This is a genomic window from Vicinamibacterales bacterium (assembly GCA_036504215.1).
Lineage (GTDB): Bacteria > Acidobacteriota > Vicinamibacteria > Vicinamibacterales > Fen-181 > FEN-299.
In genome coordinates, this window is record DASXVO010000054.1 from 268995 (window position 1) to 282965 (window position 13971).

15 protein-coding genes are annotated in these 13971 nt (G+C 65.8%); 8 read left to right on the forward strand and 7 right to left on the reverse strand.

All coding sequences use genetic code 11. The features are described from left to right. The first annotated feature begins 253 nt into the window (after positions 1-253). From VGK32_16025 to VGK32_16040, 4 genes are all read left to right on the forward strand, one after another. Positions 254-1666 (forward strand): sigma-54 dependent transcriptional regulator, encoded by a 1413-nt coding sequence (locus VGK32_16025; protein ID HEY3383280.1) that lies wholly within the window; start codon positions 254-256, stop codon positions 1664-1666. 1 nt (position 1667) lies between these two features. Continuing rightward, positions 1668-3584: an ATP-binding protein gene (locus VGK32_16030; protein HEY3383281.1), complete on the forward strand. Its 1917-nt coding sequence runs from the start codon at positions 1668-1670 to the stop codon at positions 3582-3584. 57 nt (positions 3585-3641) lie between these two features. Continuing rightward, the gene (locus tag VGK32_16035; GenBank protein HEY3383282.1) at positions 3642-4211 is read left to right on the forward strand and encodes a hypothetical protein; all 570 of its coding nucleotides are present in this window, start codon (positions 3642-3644) and stop codon (positions 4209-4211) included. A gap of 386 nt (positions 4212-4597) precedes the next feature. After that, complete coding sequence (locus VGK32_16040) at positions 4598-7417, forward strand: vitamin B12-dependent ribonucleotide reductase (protein ID HEY3383283.1); 2820 nt, start codon at positions 4598-4600, stop codon at positions 7415-7417. A 46-nt stretch (positions 7418-7463) separates the two neighbouring features. On the opposite strand, the gene VGK32_16045 is transcribed toward VGK32_16040, so the two are convergent. From VGK32_16045 to VGK32_16060, 4 genes are all read right to left on the reverse strand, one after another. Continuing rightward, the gene (locus VGK32_16045) at positions 7464-8849 is read right to left on the reverse strand and encodes a tetratricopeptide repeat protein (protein HEY3383284.1); all 1386 of its coding nucleotides are present in this window, start codon (positions 8847-8849) and stop codon (positions 7464-7466) included. 123 nt (positions 8850-8972) lie between these two features. Next, positions 8973-9359 carry a DUF488 family protein gene (locus tag VGK32_16050; GenBank protein ID HEY3383285.1) on the reverse strand — a complete coding sequence of 129 codons (387 nt, stop codon included), beginning with the start codon at positions 9357-9359 and terminating at the stop codon, positions 8973-8975. A gap of 43 nt (positions 9360-9402) precedes the next feature. Further along, positions 9403-9774 (reverse strand): hypothetical protein, encoded by a 372-nt coding sequence (locus VGK32_16055; GenBank protein HEY3383286.1) that lies wholly within the window; start codon positions 9772-9774, stop codon positions 9403-9405. Positions 9775-10189: 415 nt separating this feature from the next. Continuing rightward, on the reverse strand, positions 10190-10732 hold the full coding sequence (locus tag VGK32_16060) for a hypothetical protein (protein HEY3383287.1): 543 nt from the start codon (positions 10730-10732) through the stop codon (positions 10190-10192). Positions 10733-10891: 159 nt separating this feature from the next. Here VGK32_16060 and VGK32_16065 point away from each other — a divergent pair, with 159 nt between their 5' ends. The 4 genes from VGK32_16065 (at position 10892) to VGK32_16080 (ending at position 12264) form a co-directional block, all read left to right on the forward strand. Next, positions 10892-11239, forward strand: coding sequence for a type II toxin-antitoxin system RelE/ParE family toxin (locus tag VGK32_16065; protein HEY3383288.1), 348 nt, complete (start codon positions 10892-10894; stop codon positions 11237-11239). After that, positions 11236-11535 (forward strand): helix-turn-helix transcriptional regulator, encoded by a 300-nt coding sequence (locus VGK32_16070; protein ID HEY3383289.1) that lies wholly within the window; start codon positions 11236-11238, stop codon positions 11533-11535. Before VGK32_16065 ends, VGK32_16070 begins: the two co-directional genes overlap by 4 nt. Before the next feature lie 91 nt (positions 11536-11626). Continuing rightward, positions 11627-11851, forward strand: coding sequence for a ribbon-helix-helix protein, CopG family (locus tag VGK32_16075; GenBank protein ID HEY3383290.1), 225 nt, complete (start codon positions 11627-11629; stop codon positions 11849-11851). Further along, on the forward strand, positions 11848-12264 hold the full coding sequence (locus VGK32_16080) for a putative toxin-antitoxin system toxin component, PIN family (protein HEY3383291.1): 417 nt from the start codon (positions 11848-11850) through the stop codon (positions 12262-12264). Before VGK32_16075 ends, VGK32_16080 begins: the two co-directional genes overlap by 4 nt. Before the next feature lie 78 nt (positions 12265-12342). Here the strand turns inward: VGK32_16080 and VGK32_16085 are convergent, their stop codons facing one another. The 3 genes from VGK32_16085 to VGK32_16095 form a co-directional block, all read right to left on the reverse strand. Beyond that, positions 12343-12606, reverse strand: coding sequence for a Txe/YoeB family addiction module toxin (locus VGK32_16085; GenBank protein HEY3383292.1), 264 nt, complete (start codon positions 12604-12606; stop codon positions 12343-12345). Then, complete coding sequence (locus tag VGK32_16090; protein ID HEY3383293.1) at positions 12603-12845, reverse strand: type II toxin-antitoxin system Phd/YefM family antitoxin; 243 nt, start codon at positions 12843-12845, stop codon at positions 12603-12605. Before VGK32_16090 ends, VGK32_16085 begins: the two co-directional genes overlap by 4 nt. A gap of 181 nt (positions 12846-13026) precedes the next feature. Further along, positions 13027-13407 carry a type II toxin-antitoxin system VapC family toxin gene (locus tag VGK32_16095; GenBank protein HEY3383294.1) on the reverse strand — a complete coding sequence of 127 codons (381 nt, stop codon included), beginning with the start codon at positions 13405-13407 and terminating at the stop codon, positions 13027-13029. Between the last annotated feature and the right edge of the window lie 564 nt (positions 13408-13971).

The window sequence follows — 13971 nt, forward strand, 5'->3', positions numbered from 1 at the left end:
CCTCAGCGGGCACCCGCGGCGACCGGCTCAGTTCTCGCATACGCCCAGGTGTTCGATCCGACAGGCTGGAATCGAAGAGCCGGCAGCGTGGCGGCCGTACGCCCCGTGTCCTGAGCAGAACTGACGATCTTCTCCGTCGCGCCAGCTCGAGTGGTAGCAGGGTTGTCGCCACGGCGGCCTTCGGCTGAGTTGGACCGTGTAAGAATTACCTAGTAGACTTGAACACAAGCCGACGAGTAGATGCGGGAGATTCATGTCCTTGCTGGATTCCGTCTCGAACGAGCCTGTTGACCTCGACGACCAGCCGCCCGTTGTCGAACGCGTGCTGATCGTGGAGGACGACCCGGCGACGCGTCTCGGCCTGACCGAGCTGGTTCGGACGTGGGGGTTCCTGGCCGACAGCGCCGAGGACGGTGCAGAGGCCCTGCAGAAGATCACGAGCTTCCGTCCCGGCATCGTCGTCACGGATCTGGTGATGCCGCGAATGGACGGGCACGCCCTGCTGAAGTCGCTGCGCGAGCACGACGTGGACATCAGCGTGGTGATCCTGACCGCGCAGGGTTCGGTCGAATCGGCCGTCGAGGCGATCAAGGACGGGGCCTACGACTACCTGACCAAGCCCGTCGATCCGCAGCGGCTCCAGATCCTCCTGCAGAAGGTGGTCGAGCGCCAGGAGACCATGCGCGAGGTGAAAGCGCTGCGGCGTCAACTGCGCGAGCAGGGATCGTTCGGGCGGATGATCGGCAGCAGTCCGGGCATGCGGAAGGTCTACCGGGTCGTCGAGCAGGCGGCGCCCACGTCGGCGTCGGTGTTGATCAATGGTGAATCGGGAACCGGCAAGGAACTGGTCGCGCAGACGGTCCACCTGCTGAGTGCCCGGGCGGGCGGGCCGTTCATCGCGCTGAACTGCGCGGCCATTCCGGAGACGCTGCTCGAGAGCGAGATCTTCGGTCACGAGAAGGGTGCGTTCACGGGGGCCTCCGAGCGGCGCCAGGGCTGCTTCGAGCTGGCCGATCACGGCACGCTGTTCCTCGACGAGATTGCCGAGATGACGCCCGCGACGCAGGTCAAGCTGCTGCGCGTCCTGCAGGAGCGGACGTTCCGGCGGCTGGGCGGCCGCCAGGAGCAGAAGGTGGACGTGCGGGTCATCGCGGCGACCAACCAGGATCCGGTCGAGGCGGTGCGCAACGGCAAGCTGCGCGAGGACCTGTTCTACCGGCTGAACGTCTTCGCGATCACGCTGCCGACGCTCCGCGATCGCAAGGAGGACCTGGCGCTGCTGACCCAGTCGTTTCTCGCGGAGTTCAACGCGCGCAACGGCAAGTCGATTGCGGCGCTGAACCACGAGGCGATGCGGATCCTCGAGGGGTACCACTGGCCCGGCAACGTCCGCGAGTTGCGGAACGTGATCGAACGGGCGACGATCCTCGCCGACGGCCAGTTCATCGAGGCGCGTCACCTGCCGAACGCGCTGGTGCAGGTTGGGGAGACGGTGAAGCCCGCGCTGTCGCTCTCCCCGGGGACGACCGTCGAAGAGGCCGAGCGGCGCTTGATCCAGATGACGCTCGAGCACACGCGCGACAACAAGACCCGCGCCGCGGAGATCCTCGGGATCAGTCTGAAGACGCTGCACAACAAGCTGAATCGGCTGAAGCTCAGGAAATAGGGTGCACCTAGGCATCAAGGCGAAGCAGATCGCCGGGGTTTCCCTGATTGTCGGCCTCGCGGTCGTCACGCTGAGCCTCGTCCACGTCACGCTGCTGGCGCGCGTACTGCTGCGCGAGAGCAGCGCACGCGGGGATCTGCTGGCCAACGCGATCTTCCAACGCGCACGCGAGATCGTCCCCGGCCAGGCAGACCCCTACACCGCGCTCAGAACCGACGCCGGTCTGCGCGCCATCCTCGAGTCGAGCGCCTACTCCAAGAACGTGACCTACGCCGCCATCTGCAACGTCGATGGCGTAGCCGTCGCGGCGTGGGATCCGAGCCGCGAGGGCAAGAGGCTCCAGCCGGCCGGCGAACTCGGCGCGTTGATCGACAGGCGCGGCCTGCCCCAGTTGCTCACGATCTACTCCTCTGAAGGACAGACGCTCGAAGTCCGGCAGCCGCTTCTGCTCGGCGGCGCGAAGTTCGGATCGATCCGGATTGGTGTCTCCACGCTTCTCGTGCGCAGGGAATTGACCGAAGCACTCAAGCCGATGGTCGCCACGGCGCTCGTGGCGCTGCTGATCGCCGTCGGCGTGTCGGCGTCGCTCGCGCAGCTCATGCTGCGGCCGATTCACGTCATCCGCAGCGGTCTGACCCGCCTCGGGCGCGGCGAGTTCGGCGTGCGTCTCGACCTGCCGCAGCAGGACGAGTTCGGCGAACTCGGCAGCTTCTTCAATACCGTCAGCCAGCAGCTGTCCGTGGATCGGTCCCAGCTCGCGGACCAGAAGGCAAGCCTCCAGTCGGCCGTCGAGCACATGGAGGACGAGGTCGCGATCTTCAACCCGGCTGGGGAACTGCTCTTCGCGAACCCTGCGATACGGGTGGCGTTGCCGAGCGATCCGTTCGGCCAGCCGATCGACGACCTGCTCCCGGCCGGCCATCCCTACCGGGAACTCGTTCGGGCGACGATCGACGAAGGGCAGTCGCGCGGGCCGCTCTCCGCGGCGATTCCCGGCACGGGTGACCAGCCGGGCGCGGCGACCAGCCCGAACGAGCGGCTGGTGACCGCGCACGCCATCAAGGATCGCGACCAGCACCTCGTCGGCGTGATGCTCGTCGTCCGCGACGTGCTGGCACTCGGACGCGTGCAGTCGATGCTCAACTACTCCCGCAAGCTGGTCGCGCTCGGCCGCCTGTCTGCGGGCGTGGCGCACGAAGTGAAGAACCCGCTGAACGCGATGACCATCCACCTCGAGCTGCTGAAGCAGAAGCTGGTGACGGCGATCGGCCGGGCACGGCGCGTGCCGGTCGCCGCAACCGCAGGGTTTGACAGCGAGGACGCACCCGCCAGCGCCTCGATGGTCGCCGTGGACGACACACCGGGCGAGCTGGGCCGCGCGCTCGATCACGTGAAGATCATCGGCGGTGAGATCCAGCGTCTCGACCAGGTGATGCAGGGTTTCCTGAAGTTCACGCGGTCCGAGGATCTGAAGCTGCAGACGATCCAGCTCAGCACACTCGTCGACGACGTCGTGCGGGTCGTGGGGCCGCAGTGCGCCAGCGCGGGGGTGACGGTCACGACGGACGGGTTCGATCACGCGCCGGACATCAGCGGCGACCCGACGATGCTGCGGCAGGCATTCCTCAATCTGGCGCTCAACGCGTGCCAGGCCATGCCCCACGGCGGAACCCTTCGAATCGCCGCTGTAACGGCCGGACCGGGCCGGCTGCAGATCGACTTCGAGGACACGGGCATCGGCATCAAGCCCGAGCACCTCAGCCGGATTTTCGATCTCTACTTCACGACGCGCGAGAAGGGGAGCGGGATCGGTTTGTCGATGGTCTATCGGACCGTGCAGTTGCACGACGGCGAGGTCGAAGTGCGGTCGACCGAAGGGCACGGCACGACGTTCAGCCTCGTCTTCCCAACGGCATAACGTGGTTCGGCCGCGTTGTGCCTTTCGGCCACGGCGTTTCGGTAGGATAATGGGATTGTGCGACGACTTCTGGTGACACTCACCGTCGTGGCGCTGGCGTCCGGTGCCTGCGCAAGGGCCAAGGCGAAGACCGAGCCCGTGGCGCCTGGGCTCGACGTGCCGGCCCCTCCGCCGCGCGTGATCATCCCAGTTGAGCCTGAACCACCACCGCAGTCGCCGCCGGCTGAGCCCGAACCCCGCCCCGCCAAGCCGATCCGAGGGCGCCAGACGCCCGCGCGCGTCGAGTCGCAACGCCAGGAGCGAAGAATCGAGCCGCCACCCGCTCCACCCGCGGATGCCGCGAAGCCAGCACCCGTGCCGCCGGTTCCGACCGCCACGCTGCAGCCGGCGTTGCCCGCCGCGCCGAGCGAGATCGAGCGACAGATTCGTGAGCAACTCTCGCAGGCCGCCAAGGACCTCGGTCGCGTGAACTACGGCGGACTCAACGCCGACGGCAAGTCGCAGTACGACACCGCCAAGCGCTTCATCGAACAGGCCGACCAGGCGTTGAAGGACAAGAATCTGGTATTCGCCAAGAATCTGGCGGAGAAAGCTGCCGGGCTGGCCGGCGTCCTCCTCGGGCGCTAGCCCGGCCCAAAATCGAGAGAATTTGGGCGAGAAGCCGAACCTGCCGAATTCCTCGGGTTTACGCAAGGTCTTGCGACTGCCCTAAAAGAGGGGCACAATATCTTGTAGATCGTGGCTTGACAAACGACAACGTGTCGCTCATATTGACCGTCTGACGTGGCCGGTCAATCGGGCAGTTCCCAGCTACCCGCGGTGCTCACGTCGGTCGGTCTGGACCCCGCGGCCGCTCTCGGCGCAGGGTGGCCCAGGACGGCAGGCACGCAGGGGTCGATTCACAGGTGTTCGACGCGTCGGCTGGTCCCCCAGAGGCCAGCGGTGTCGATTGAAAGACGTTGACGGCGGGTGTCTGAGGGGCGCGGACACGGCCGTGATTGCGGAGGGACGGTATGCAGAGAGGCGTGACCCACGACGTGGCCCCAGCCTCGCAGCAGGTCATCGAGAAACGGACGCAGGATGCCGCACACCCGGCGCGGTCGGGTGACGCTCGAGCCTCCGGGCTGCCGTTCTCCCGGTTCTTCGCGCTCTCGGGACGGGATCCCTTCGACGAAATCAGCTGGGATCGGCGTACGGCTCTCATCGCCAACGACAAAGGCGATGTGGTCTTCGAGCAGTGCGATGTCGAGGTGCCATCGTTCTGGTCGCAGCAGGCCACCAACATCGTCGTCTCGAAGTACTTCCGCGGACCGCTCAAGCCGAAGGCGGATGAGTTCCGGGAATCGAGCGTGCGGCAACTGATCGGCCGCGTCGTCGAGACGATCGTCGACTGGGCCCGCGCGGACGGCTACTTCGCAGACGAGGCGAGTCTGGTGGGGTTCCGCGATGATCTCAAGCACCTGCTCGTCTACCAGAAGGCCGCCTTCAACAGCCCCGTCTGGTTCAACTGCGGCATTGAGAAGCAGCCGCAGTGTTCCGCGTGCTTCATCAACTCGGTCCAGGACACCCTGGACTCGATCCTGACGCTCGCCAAGACCGAGGGGATGCTGTTCAAGTTCGGCTCGGGGACGGGCACCAACCTGTCGTCGCTCCGCTCGTCGCGCGAATCGCTCGCCGGCGGCGGCACGGCGTCGGGCCCGGTGTCGTTCATGAAAGGCTACGACGCGTTCGCGGGGGTCATCAAGTCGGGCGGCAAGACGCGCCGCGCGGCGAAGATGGTCATCCTCAACGCCGAGCACCCGGACGTCGTCGACTTCATCACGTGCAAGGTCGATGAAGAGAAGAAGGCGTGGGCGCTGATCGACGCGGGGTACGACGGGTCGTTCAACGGACCGGCCTACGCGTCGGTGTACTTCCAGAACTCGAACAACAGCGTCCGCGTGCCCGACGACTTCATGCGCGCGGTGCTCGACGACGGAACGTGGCAGACCAAGGCCGTCACCGACGGCCGCCCGATGGACACGTACAAGGCGCGCAACCTCATGCAGAAGATTGCCGAGGCCACGTACGTGTGCGGCGACCCGGGGATGCAGTTCGACACGACGATCAACGAGTGGCACACGTGCCCCGGGACGGCCCGGATCAACGCGTCGAACCCGTGCTCCGAGTACATGTTCCTGGACGACTCGGCGTGCAACCTCGCGTCGATCAACCTGATGAAGTTCGTGGACGGGCACGGCGAGTTCGAGGTGGAGGCCTTCCGGGCGGCGGTGGACACGCTCATCATCGCGCAGGAGATCCTGGTCGACAACGCGAGCTACCCCACCAAGGCCATCGAGAAGAACAGCCACGAGTACCGCCCGCTGGGGCTCGGCTACGCCAACCTCGGCGCGCTCCTGATGTCGCGCGGACTGCCGTACGACAGCGAGGCCGGCCGGCACTGCGCGGCCGCGATTACCGCGCTGATGACCGGCGAGGCCTACGCACAGTCGGCGCGCATCGCTCGCGACCACGGCGGACCCTTCCGCGGCTACGCGGCGAACCGCGAGCCGTTCCTCCGCGTCATGCGGAAGCATCGCGACGCGCTCAAGGACGTGAACGCCGGCCTGGTGCCCGAGGACCTGTTCGCGGCGGCCACCCAGGCCTGGGACGATGCGGTGGAACTTGGCGAGGAAGCGGGTTACCGCAACGCACAGACGACGGTGCTCGCGCCGACCGGCACCATCGGTTTCATGATGGACTGCGATACCACCGGGATCGAGCCGGACATCGCGCTGGTGAAGTACAAGAAGTTGGTGGACGGCGGCCTGATGAAGATCGTCAACCAGACGATCCCGGCCGGCCTTGCGCGCCTGGGGTACACCGAAGCCCAGATCAAGGCGATCGTCGACTACGTGAACGAGATGGAGACGATCGAGGGCGCGCCGCACCTGAAGGAGAAGGACCTGGCGGTGTTCGACTGCGCGTTCAAGCCGGCGAGCGGTTCGCGGTCGATCCACTACATGGGCCACATCCGGATGATGGGGGCCGCCCAGCCGTTCATCTCGGGCGCGATCTCCAAGACCGTCAACGTACCGAAGGACGCGACGGTCGACGAAATCACGCAGGCCTATATCGAATCGTGGCGCCTGGGCGTGAAGGCCATCGCGATCTACCGCGACGGCAGCAAGCGGACGCAGCCGCTCAACACCTCGCGGGACAAGGTCACCGAGGCGAAGGTGGCGGCCCAGGCCGTGGCCCAGCCGATTCGGCGGAAGCTGTCGGACGAGCGCCACGCGATCACTCACAAGTTCGAGATTGCCGGTCACGAGGGCTACATCACCGTCGGTCTCTACGACGACGGGATGCCGGGCGAGATCTTCCTCGTCATGGCCAAGGAAGGGTCGACGATTTCGGGCTTCGCCGACGCCTTCGCGCAGGCCGTCTCTTACGCCCTGCAGTACGGCGTGCCGCTGCAGGTGCTGGTGGACAAGTTCAGCCACGTGCGGTTCGAGCCGGCCGGGATGACGAAGAACCCGCAGGTGCGGATCGCCAAGTCGATCGTGGACTACGTGTTCCGATGGCTGGCGACCAAGTTCCTGTCGGCCGAGGCGCAGTACTGGGCGGGCGTCAATGGCCGTGACAGCACGTCGATGGCCGACCACCCGGCCGACACCGCGGAGCAGTTGACGCTGCCGCCGCTCGGTATCGAGGCCGACCGCAGGGCGTCGCTGTTCGGCACGATTCAGAACCAGGAAGATGCGCCTCCGTGCTCGACGTGCGGGGCGATCATGGTGCGCAGCGGCAGCTGCTACAAGTGCGCCAACTGCGGCAGCACGAGCGGGTGCGCGTGAGACACAGGGATGGAGACGGGAGTTTCGACACCGAGACGGTCTCGTCTCAGCGATCGGGGCCCGCCTCCTCCCGAAGCCTGCGGGCCTCATCGAGCCTGCCGAGCTTCATGTAGACGTCCGCCAGTTCCAGCAACGTCGGGCGCCTGGCCGGAGAGCGTTCGAGCGCCCGTCGGAGCAACCGCTCGGCTTCGTCGAGGCGCCCCAGGCGGGAAGCCAGGGCGCCCAGCACGGCCATCGGCTCCGCCGCAGCGTCGGGCCCAATCAGCGGCGCCAGCGCCGCGTACGCCGCTTCCACCTGTGCCGGCCGTCCCGGATCGTACGTGTCCAGGATCACCACCGCGTAGTTGTGCGCCACGAGCAGGTTCGGAGGGCTGCCGGCCAGGACTGCCTTGAACGGTCCGATTGCGTCGCCCGGCCGGCCTTGCCTCATCCGGAGCAGGCCCAGAATCGTCTGGGCCTCCGCGAGCGTTGGCTCGAGCCGCAGGGCCGCCTCGAGATGCGCGAGCGCCTCGTCGTCGCGCTGCAACTGGAACTGCAGGCGGCCGAACGTGGCTTCGACTTCGGCCGGCAGCATCCTCCGCGTCGGAGGAATGTCCACCAGGACCTGGTCCGGGAGCAGGACTTCATCGGGACTGCGCATCCCGCCGCGAATGTACCGCAGCAGGTCGCGCTCGACCGCCTGCGGAGCGCCAATCGTCTCCTCGAACGCTTCGCGCTCGTCGCGTCCCTCGGCGAGCCGCTGCACGAAGAGGGGTATCTGGGCACCGTGCGCGGCTGATCCGCGAATCAGGTAGTGCACCATCGCCCACGACTCCGCGTAGAACGTGCGGCCCTTCTCGTCGTTCCAGATCTTGGCGTTCCGGGTGATCGACAGGAGTTCGGGCAGCGGGAGGAAATCCCGGGACAGGCGGGCGACGTGCGGCGCAACGGGTGCGCCGAGCAGCACGCGTCGGCGGTCGTGGTTGAGCAAGGTCGTGCTGTAGTATTCGGCCACGCCTTCCCTCAGCCACAGCGGGATGCGAGGGCCGTCGAACAGCACGTGGGCGTACTCGTGGAAGATGGTGCGGTACGATTCGCCGCCGCGATCGAGCCGGAGCGCCATGCACGGGATCTGGGGCTCGCGCACGACGTAACCGCCGACCGGGGCGGGCTTGCCGTTGAGGGTCGGCTTGTAGGGTTCGAACGATCGGTCGCTGCCGAAGACCACGACGAACGGCGGCAGGAGGGAGCGGTCACGCGCGCCGGGGAGCACGCGCGCGAAGACGTCGCGGAACATCTCGAGGAGGAAGGCGACCTCACGGACCTCGTCCTGTCTCGCGTCGCCCGACACGATGAAGTGCCGCGACTGGACGCGGAACCACTGAGGCGCACGTGGGGCGCTCCACGCCCCAACCAGGATCGAGACGACAGCGAGCGCAACCAGGCGTCGCAAGCAGCGGCCTCCAGTCGCCATTGTCGCACGGGCGGCGGCGCACGCCCACGATGGAACCACCTGCCCCGCGGCGGCTTCACCGCTTCGTTCGGCGTGACGTCGTTCCGACCGGCTTGCCCGTCGTCAGGCGAGGTTCGCCCCGCGTTCGAGCAGGAGCCCCCTCAGCACAGAACGGTGGCAGCGCGCCTCGTCGGCACAGTAGCAGCCGACCGAGAGGTCGGTCTGGTGGGAGAGCGCGGCCAGGAGTACGAGCAGCCGCGTGGCTTCAGGGCGCTTCATTTCAGCCCGGTATCGCTTCACGAAGCGGTGCCACGCCCGGTCGTCGGCGGCATGGAGGGCTTGCTTGACCAGGCTCTCCGAAGGCGCCAGATCCGGAAGCCACACATCGTAGAAGTCGCGGGACGCGTGCTCGGCCTTGGGCACGCCGCGCGGTGGCCGCCGCACCGTCCCCACACGCAGTCCCTCGCCCGGCGTTCTCGGAGCTCCCAGCCGTACGACTCGAACAGCCATTCGATTCGCCTCCCTCAGCGCTACGCCTCTCTTCCCGAGCCAGTCACTTCTTCTCGAACTCCAGGAGCTCGACAGGCGCGCCATCGTCGAGGATGAAGGCCACGCGAACGCCACCGGATGGCGCGTTGAGAGCGATCAGGACGTTCTTGCCCTTCAGCGCCTCGTCGAGATCGTCGACGGCGAAGGCAATGTGGGGCACCATCCTGACGACCTCCGGCACCTGGCAATGTGGCTCGAACCGCATCCACTCGACGCCGTATGGGCTGGAGTCGAAGCCGCAGACGTACAGCCCCAGGCCGGCCAGGTGTCGCTCGTCTGGACGGGGCGTGGTGTGGGGTATCCCGAGATGGTGGTAGCGCCACCCGAGCTTCTCTGTCGCGGCCGGGAGTTCGTCGTCGCGTCGTTTCTGCGTCACTCGCTTCCTCTTCGGTTCACTGTTCCTTCCGGCGGTCTCGCCACGGTGCCTGCCGAACCCCGGGGCCAGCCGCCCCGCGATCTCGCCGTTCGACGACCTCGTCTTCAGTCGACCGTCGAGAGGAATCCGGCTACGCGTGCCAGGTAACGTTCCGTGACTCGCCGCGATGTCCTCGCACCTCGTAACGAAGCTCCACCATGCCGCTCTTGTAGGCGTTGACCTCCGCCAGATGGAGGGCGATCTCTCTGTCGAGCTTCTCGAAGAATGGGATCCCATCACCAATCAAGATCGGCAGGATCGAATAGCGAACGTCGTCGGCAGCACTGCTCGGAGCCGTCTACGCTCGAGCCCACCTGGATCAGCTTCAGCCGCGGCGGCCAAGCTGGCCCACGCCGCCGTCGGCTGCAAGCCGATGTTATGCGGTTCCTTCTCCGTTGGCGTCGATCGTCCCAGTAACCTCCGCGACTTCGGGAGTCACGTCGAACTGTACTTGAAAGGGCTTGCCCCGGTTGCCACGTAAGTTCGTGCCGGCCTGGAAGTCGCAACGTCTGGCAGCGAACGGTCCTTCAAACCAGCAGTCGTAGAAGTTCACGAATCCCCGAAAGGTGCAGCCTTCAAGGATGATGGCTGATCCGTTTCGGTTGTGTCCTCCGCACTGAAAGTCCACGGTGTCTTCGAATACGCAACCGCGCATCGTCAGGCCGGCTAGGAAGTAGGTCGCGAAGAACTCCACCCGCCTGATGTGATTGCCTTCAAGAAGCACGGGACCCGCAAACTCGATACAGGCTCCGTCGAGCTGGTCCACAACGCAGCCGACAATGCGCACCGGCCCCTGCAGGGCATCCGCCTCGCACAGCGGCCGCAATGACAACGAACCCTCGACCAGCGCATTGCCCAGGATGCGAGTCCTTTGCAGTTCGTCAAGTGCCGCTGAGGCTGATAGATTCCGAACCGTCATCCTTGTCTCGGTCGTGATTGACGTCGCAATCGTCCGGTCTCGGTCCGCCTAACGTCGGCGGTTCACCCGCGGCGGCGCTCGATCGCGCAGGCCGTCGTCGGGTGCAACCGCGTGGTCAGGCAACTTGTTGTGTTATATAAATAGGTATATAATCCACCGATGGCCGAGAAGCCGCTGTGTTGGCTCGGAGCCTCGCTTGACGACGTGCGCGCATTTCCGGACGATGCTCGCCGCGACGTTGGTTACCAGTTGGGCCGTGTCCAGCAGGACCTGATGCCGACCGATTGGAGGCCGATGGCCACGGTGGGTCTCGGCACGTACGAGATTCGTGTTCACACCAGACTCGAGCACCGCGTCTTCTACGTCGCGAAATGCGAGGAGGCGATCTACGTGCTCCACGCCTTCGAGAAGCGGACGCGCCAGACGCCGCAAGGGGAGATTGCCTTGGCGAGGAAGCGGTTGGCTGAGCTTCTTGCGCGTCGCATGCGCAATAGGGAGACCCCATGACGATCAAGATTCGACGTTCAAGCGGTAACGTCTTTCGTGACCTTGGCTTTTCGCGCGAGGAATCCGAGAACCTCAAGATCCGTAGCGACCTGATGATTCGCCTCAGCAAATTGATCGAGGCCCGGAAGCTGACCCAAGCGCAGGCTGCGACCCTGTTCGGCGTAACCCAACCGAGGGTGAGCGATCTCGTCCGGGGTAAGATCGACCGATTCAGTATCGATACGTTGGTGGCCATGCTGGGGCATGCCGGCGTTAGGGTCCAGATCGTCGTCGGTCGGGTTTCAAAAGTCGCCTGACGCGCGCGCATCACCCGCGGTCGCGGTGCGGTAGCGGCGGCGGCCGTCGGGTGCATGCGCCTGTTAGGCGGCACGGTCTGTAGTACATTGTATGACGATGAAGAATGCCTTGACCATTCGCCTGGAGCCAGACCTCGAGCGCCTGCTCGACCGCTTGTGCCGAGAGACCGGCCGCACTCGCAGTGACCTCGTGCGGGACGCCCTGCGTCGACAGCTGCAGCTCCTGCGGTTCGAAACACTGCGCCGGCGCGTGCTCCCGTTCGCCGAAGCCCGCGGCTACCTGACCGATGAGGACGTGGTGAAGGCCGTTTCGTGAGAGTCTTCATCGGCACGAACGTGCTGGCCAGCGCCTTTGCCACGCGTGGCCTGTGCGCCGACGTCCTGCGGCACGTGATGGTTGAACACGAGCTACTCGTCGGCGAGATGGTTCTCGACGAACTGCGACGCGTCCTCAGGAACAAGTTCCGCCTCCCGGCCGCGCTCATCGGGGACATCGAGGAACTGCTGCGCGACCACGAAGTTGTGCCCAAGCCCACCCGCGCCGGTTCGATCAACGTCCGCGATCCCGATGACCGATGGATCGTTGCATCCGCTCTGGCCGGACATGCCGATGTCCTTGTTACCGGCGACCGGGATTTGCTCGACGTGGCAGACACCCTGCCGCTCCCAGTCGTCGACCCACGCGGCTTCTGGAACCTCCTTCGCAAGTCCGGCGCTTCAGCCGAGTAATCGTCGCTGGGTGTCCGCCGAACGCCCGGCTTCAGGCGCGAGCACTGGCGAGTCGCCTGGAAGCCGCTGTTCGCCGCGCTAATCGTAGTGTGTCCACATCCGAATGATCTTGACGGTCTTGATCGCGTCCAGGACCTGATACACCAGTCGGTGCTGGATGTTGATTCTGCGGGAACATGCGCCCGCGAGGTCCCCCACGAGCTTCTCGAAGCGTGGCGGCGTCTGGTACGGGTTCTCCGCCAGCACAGCCAGCAACCGCTCGGCTTTCGACTTGAGGCCGGCCGACGCGAGCTTCCTGGCGTCCTTCCTCGCCTGCGAGGTGTACACCAGTTTCCAAGTCACCAGTCGAGGTCCTTGGCGCATTTCGTCACGGGCGTCTTCAATCCCTTGCGGATCGACGCTCTCATGCCGGGGATGGCCTCGAGGTAGAGCGTTTCCTGGATGGCTCGCCAGTCGCCTTCCGACACCAAGACCGCGGAGTGCCGCTTTCCGGAGATCTGGATGGGTTCGTGCGAGTCAGCGACGTCCTCCAGGAGGTTGTACAATCGCCGTCTCGCCTCGGTCGCCGTGATCGTCGTCATTGGGGTTCCCCTTGAAGGTACGTCATAACGTACGCTACCAGGGTCGTTCTGTCAATCGGGTTCTCACGCGATTGTCTTTGATTTGGGGCTACCTGATCTCGGCGAACGTCGGCGGTTCACCCGCGGCGGCGCTCGATCGCGCAGGCCGCCGTCGGGTGCAGGCCGTTGTTGGGCCGCAGTTCTACAGTTTCTCCGCCCCGTCCACCTTGCCCAGGTCCCGATCGAACGTGCCGAGGGGCAGATGGCCGGCTCGGCGCGCAAGCTCCACGAGCAGACAGTCGGAAAACCCGAGTGCGGGTCGCCGCCGAAACGTCTCAAGGGCCGCCGCCACCGCCTCTGGCTCCTGCAGCGTCAGGCACTGGTGGTGCAAGAGCATTTCGACCGCCCGGGCGACCTGTGCCGCATCGCGGTCGTAGACGGCCCCGAGCACCCAGGTGGCCTCGGCCAGTGCCAGGGTCGACACCCAGGCGCCAGATTGCACGAACGCATCGGCCACGGCCGCCTGCTTCTCGTCGTCGCGCGTGAGGAGCCGGACGAGGACATTCGTATCAACCGCGCGCATGGCGTTCCCGGACGTGCTTCCGAATGCCTGCCTTCAACTCGGCGACCGAGCGTGGCTGCACGTCTTCGTGCCCGAATACCGCCCGGTGGATCTCCAGGGACGTATACCGCCCGGACCGACGGACTACGACCGCGTTTCCCTCTTCGTTCCATTCCAGCAGGGAGCCCGGTCCGATTCCCAGCTTTCGACGCACCGCTGCCGGTACCGACACCTGGCCCTGAGCCGTAACCCGTGATCGTGCGATAACCATATGCCCGACATTACCACGGTAATGAATTCATCGACAAGGCGCCGATCTGATTGTCGGCCCAACGTCGGCCTTCACCCGCGCCGGCTCATGATGGCCCCGGCCGGCGCCGGGCGCAAGGCCTTGCCAGGCTGCGTCGATACTTGCCTGGTCGTATATACACACGTATACTTGACCCGTGCGTTTCAGTTGGGACCAGCGCAAGAGTTCGCGCAACCTGCGTGAGCGCGGATTCGACTTCGAGTTCGCGACGCTGATCTTCGAGAGCCCAACCTTGGAACGCGAGGACGACCGCCGGGACTACGGCGAGCGCCGTG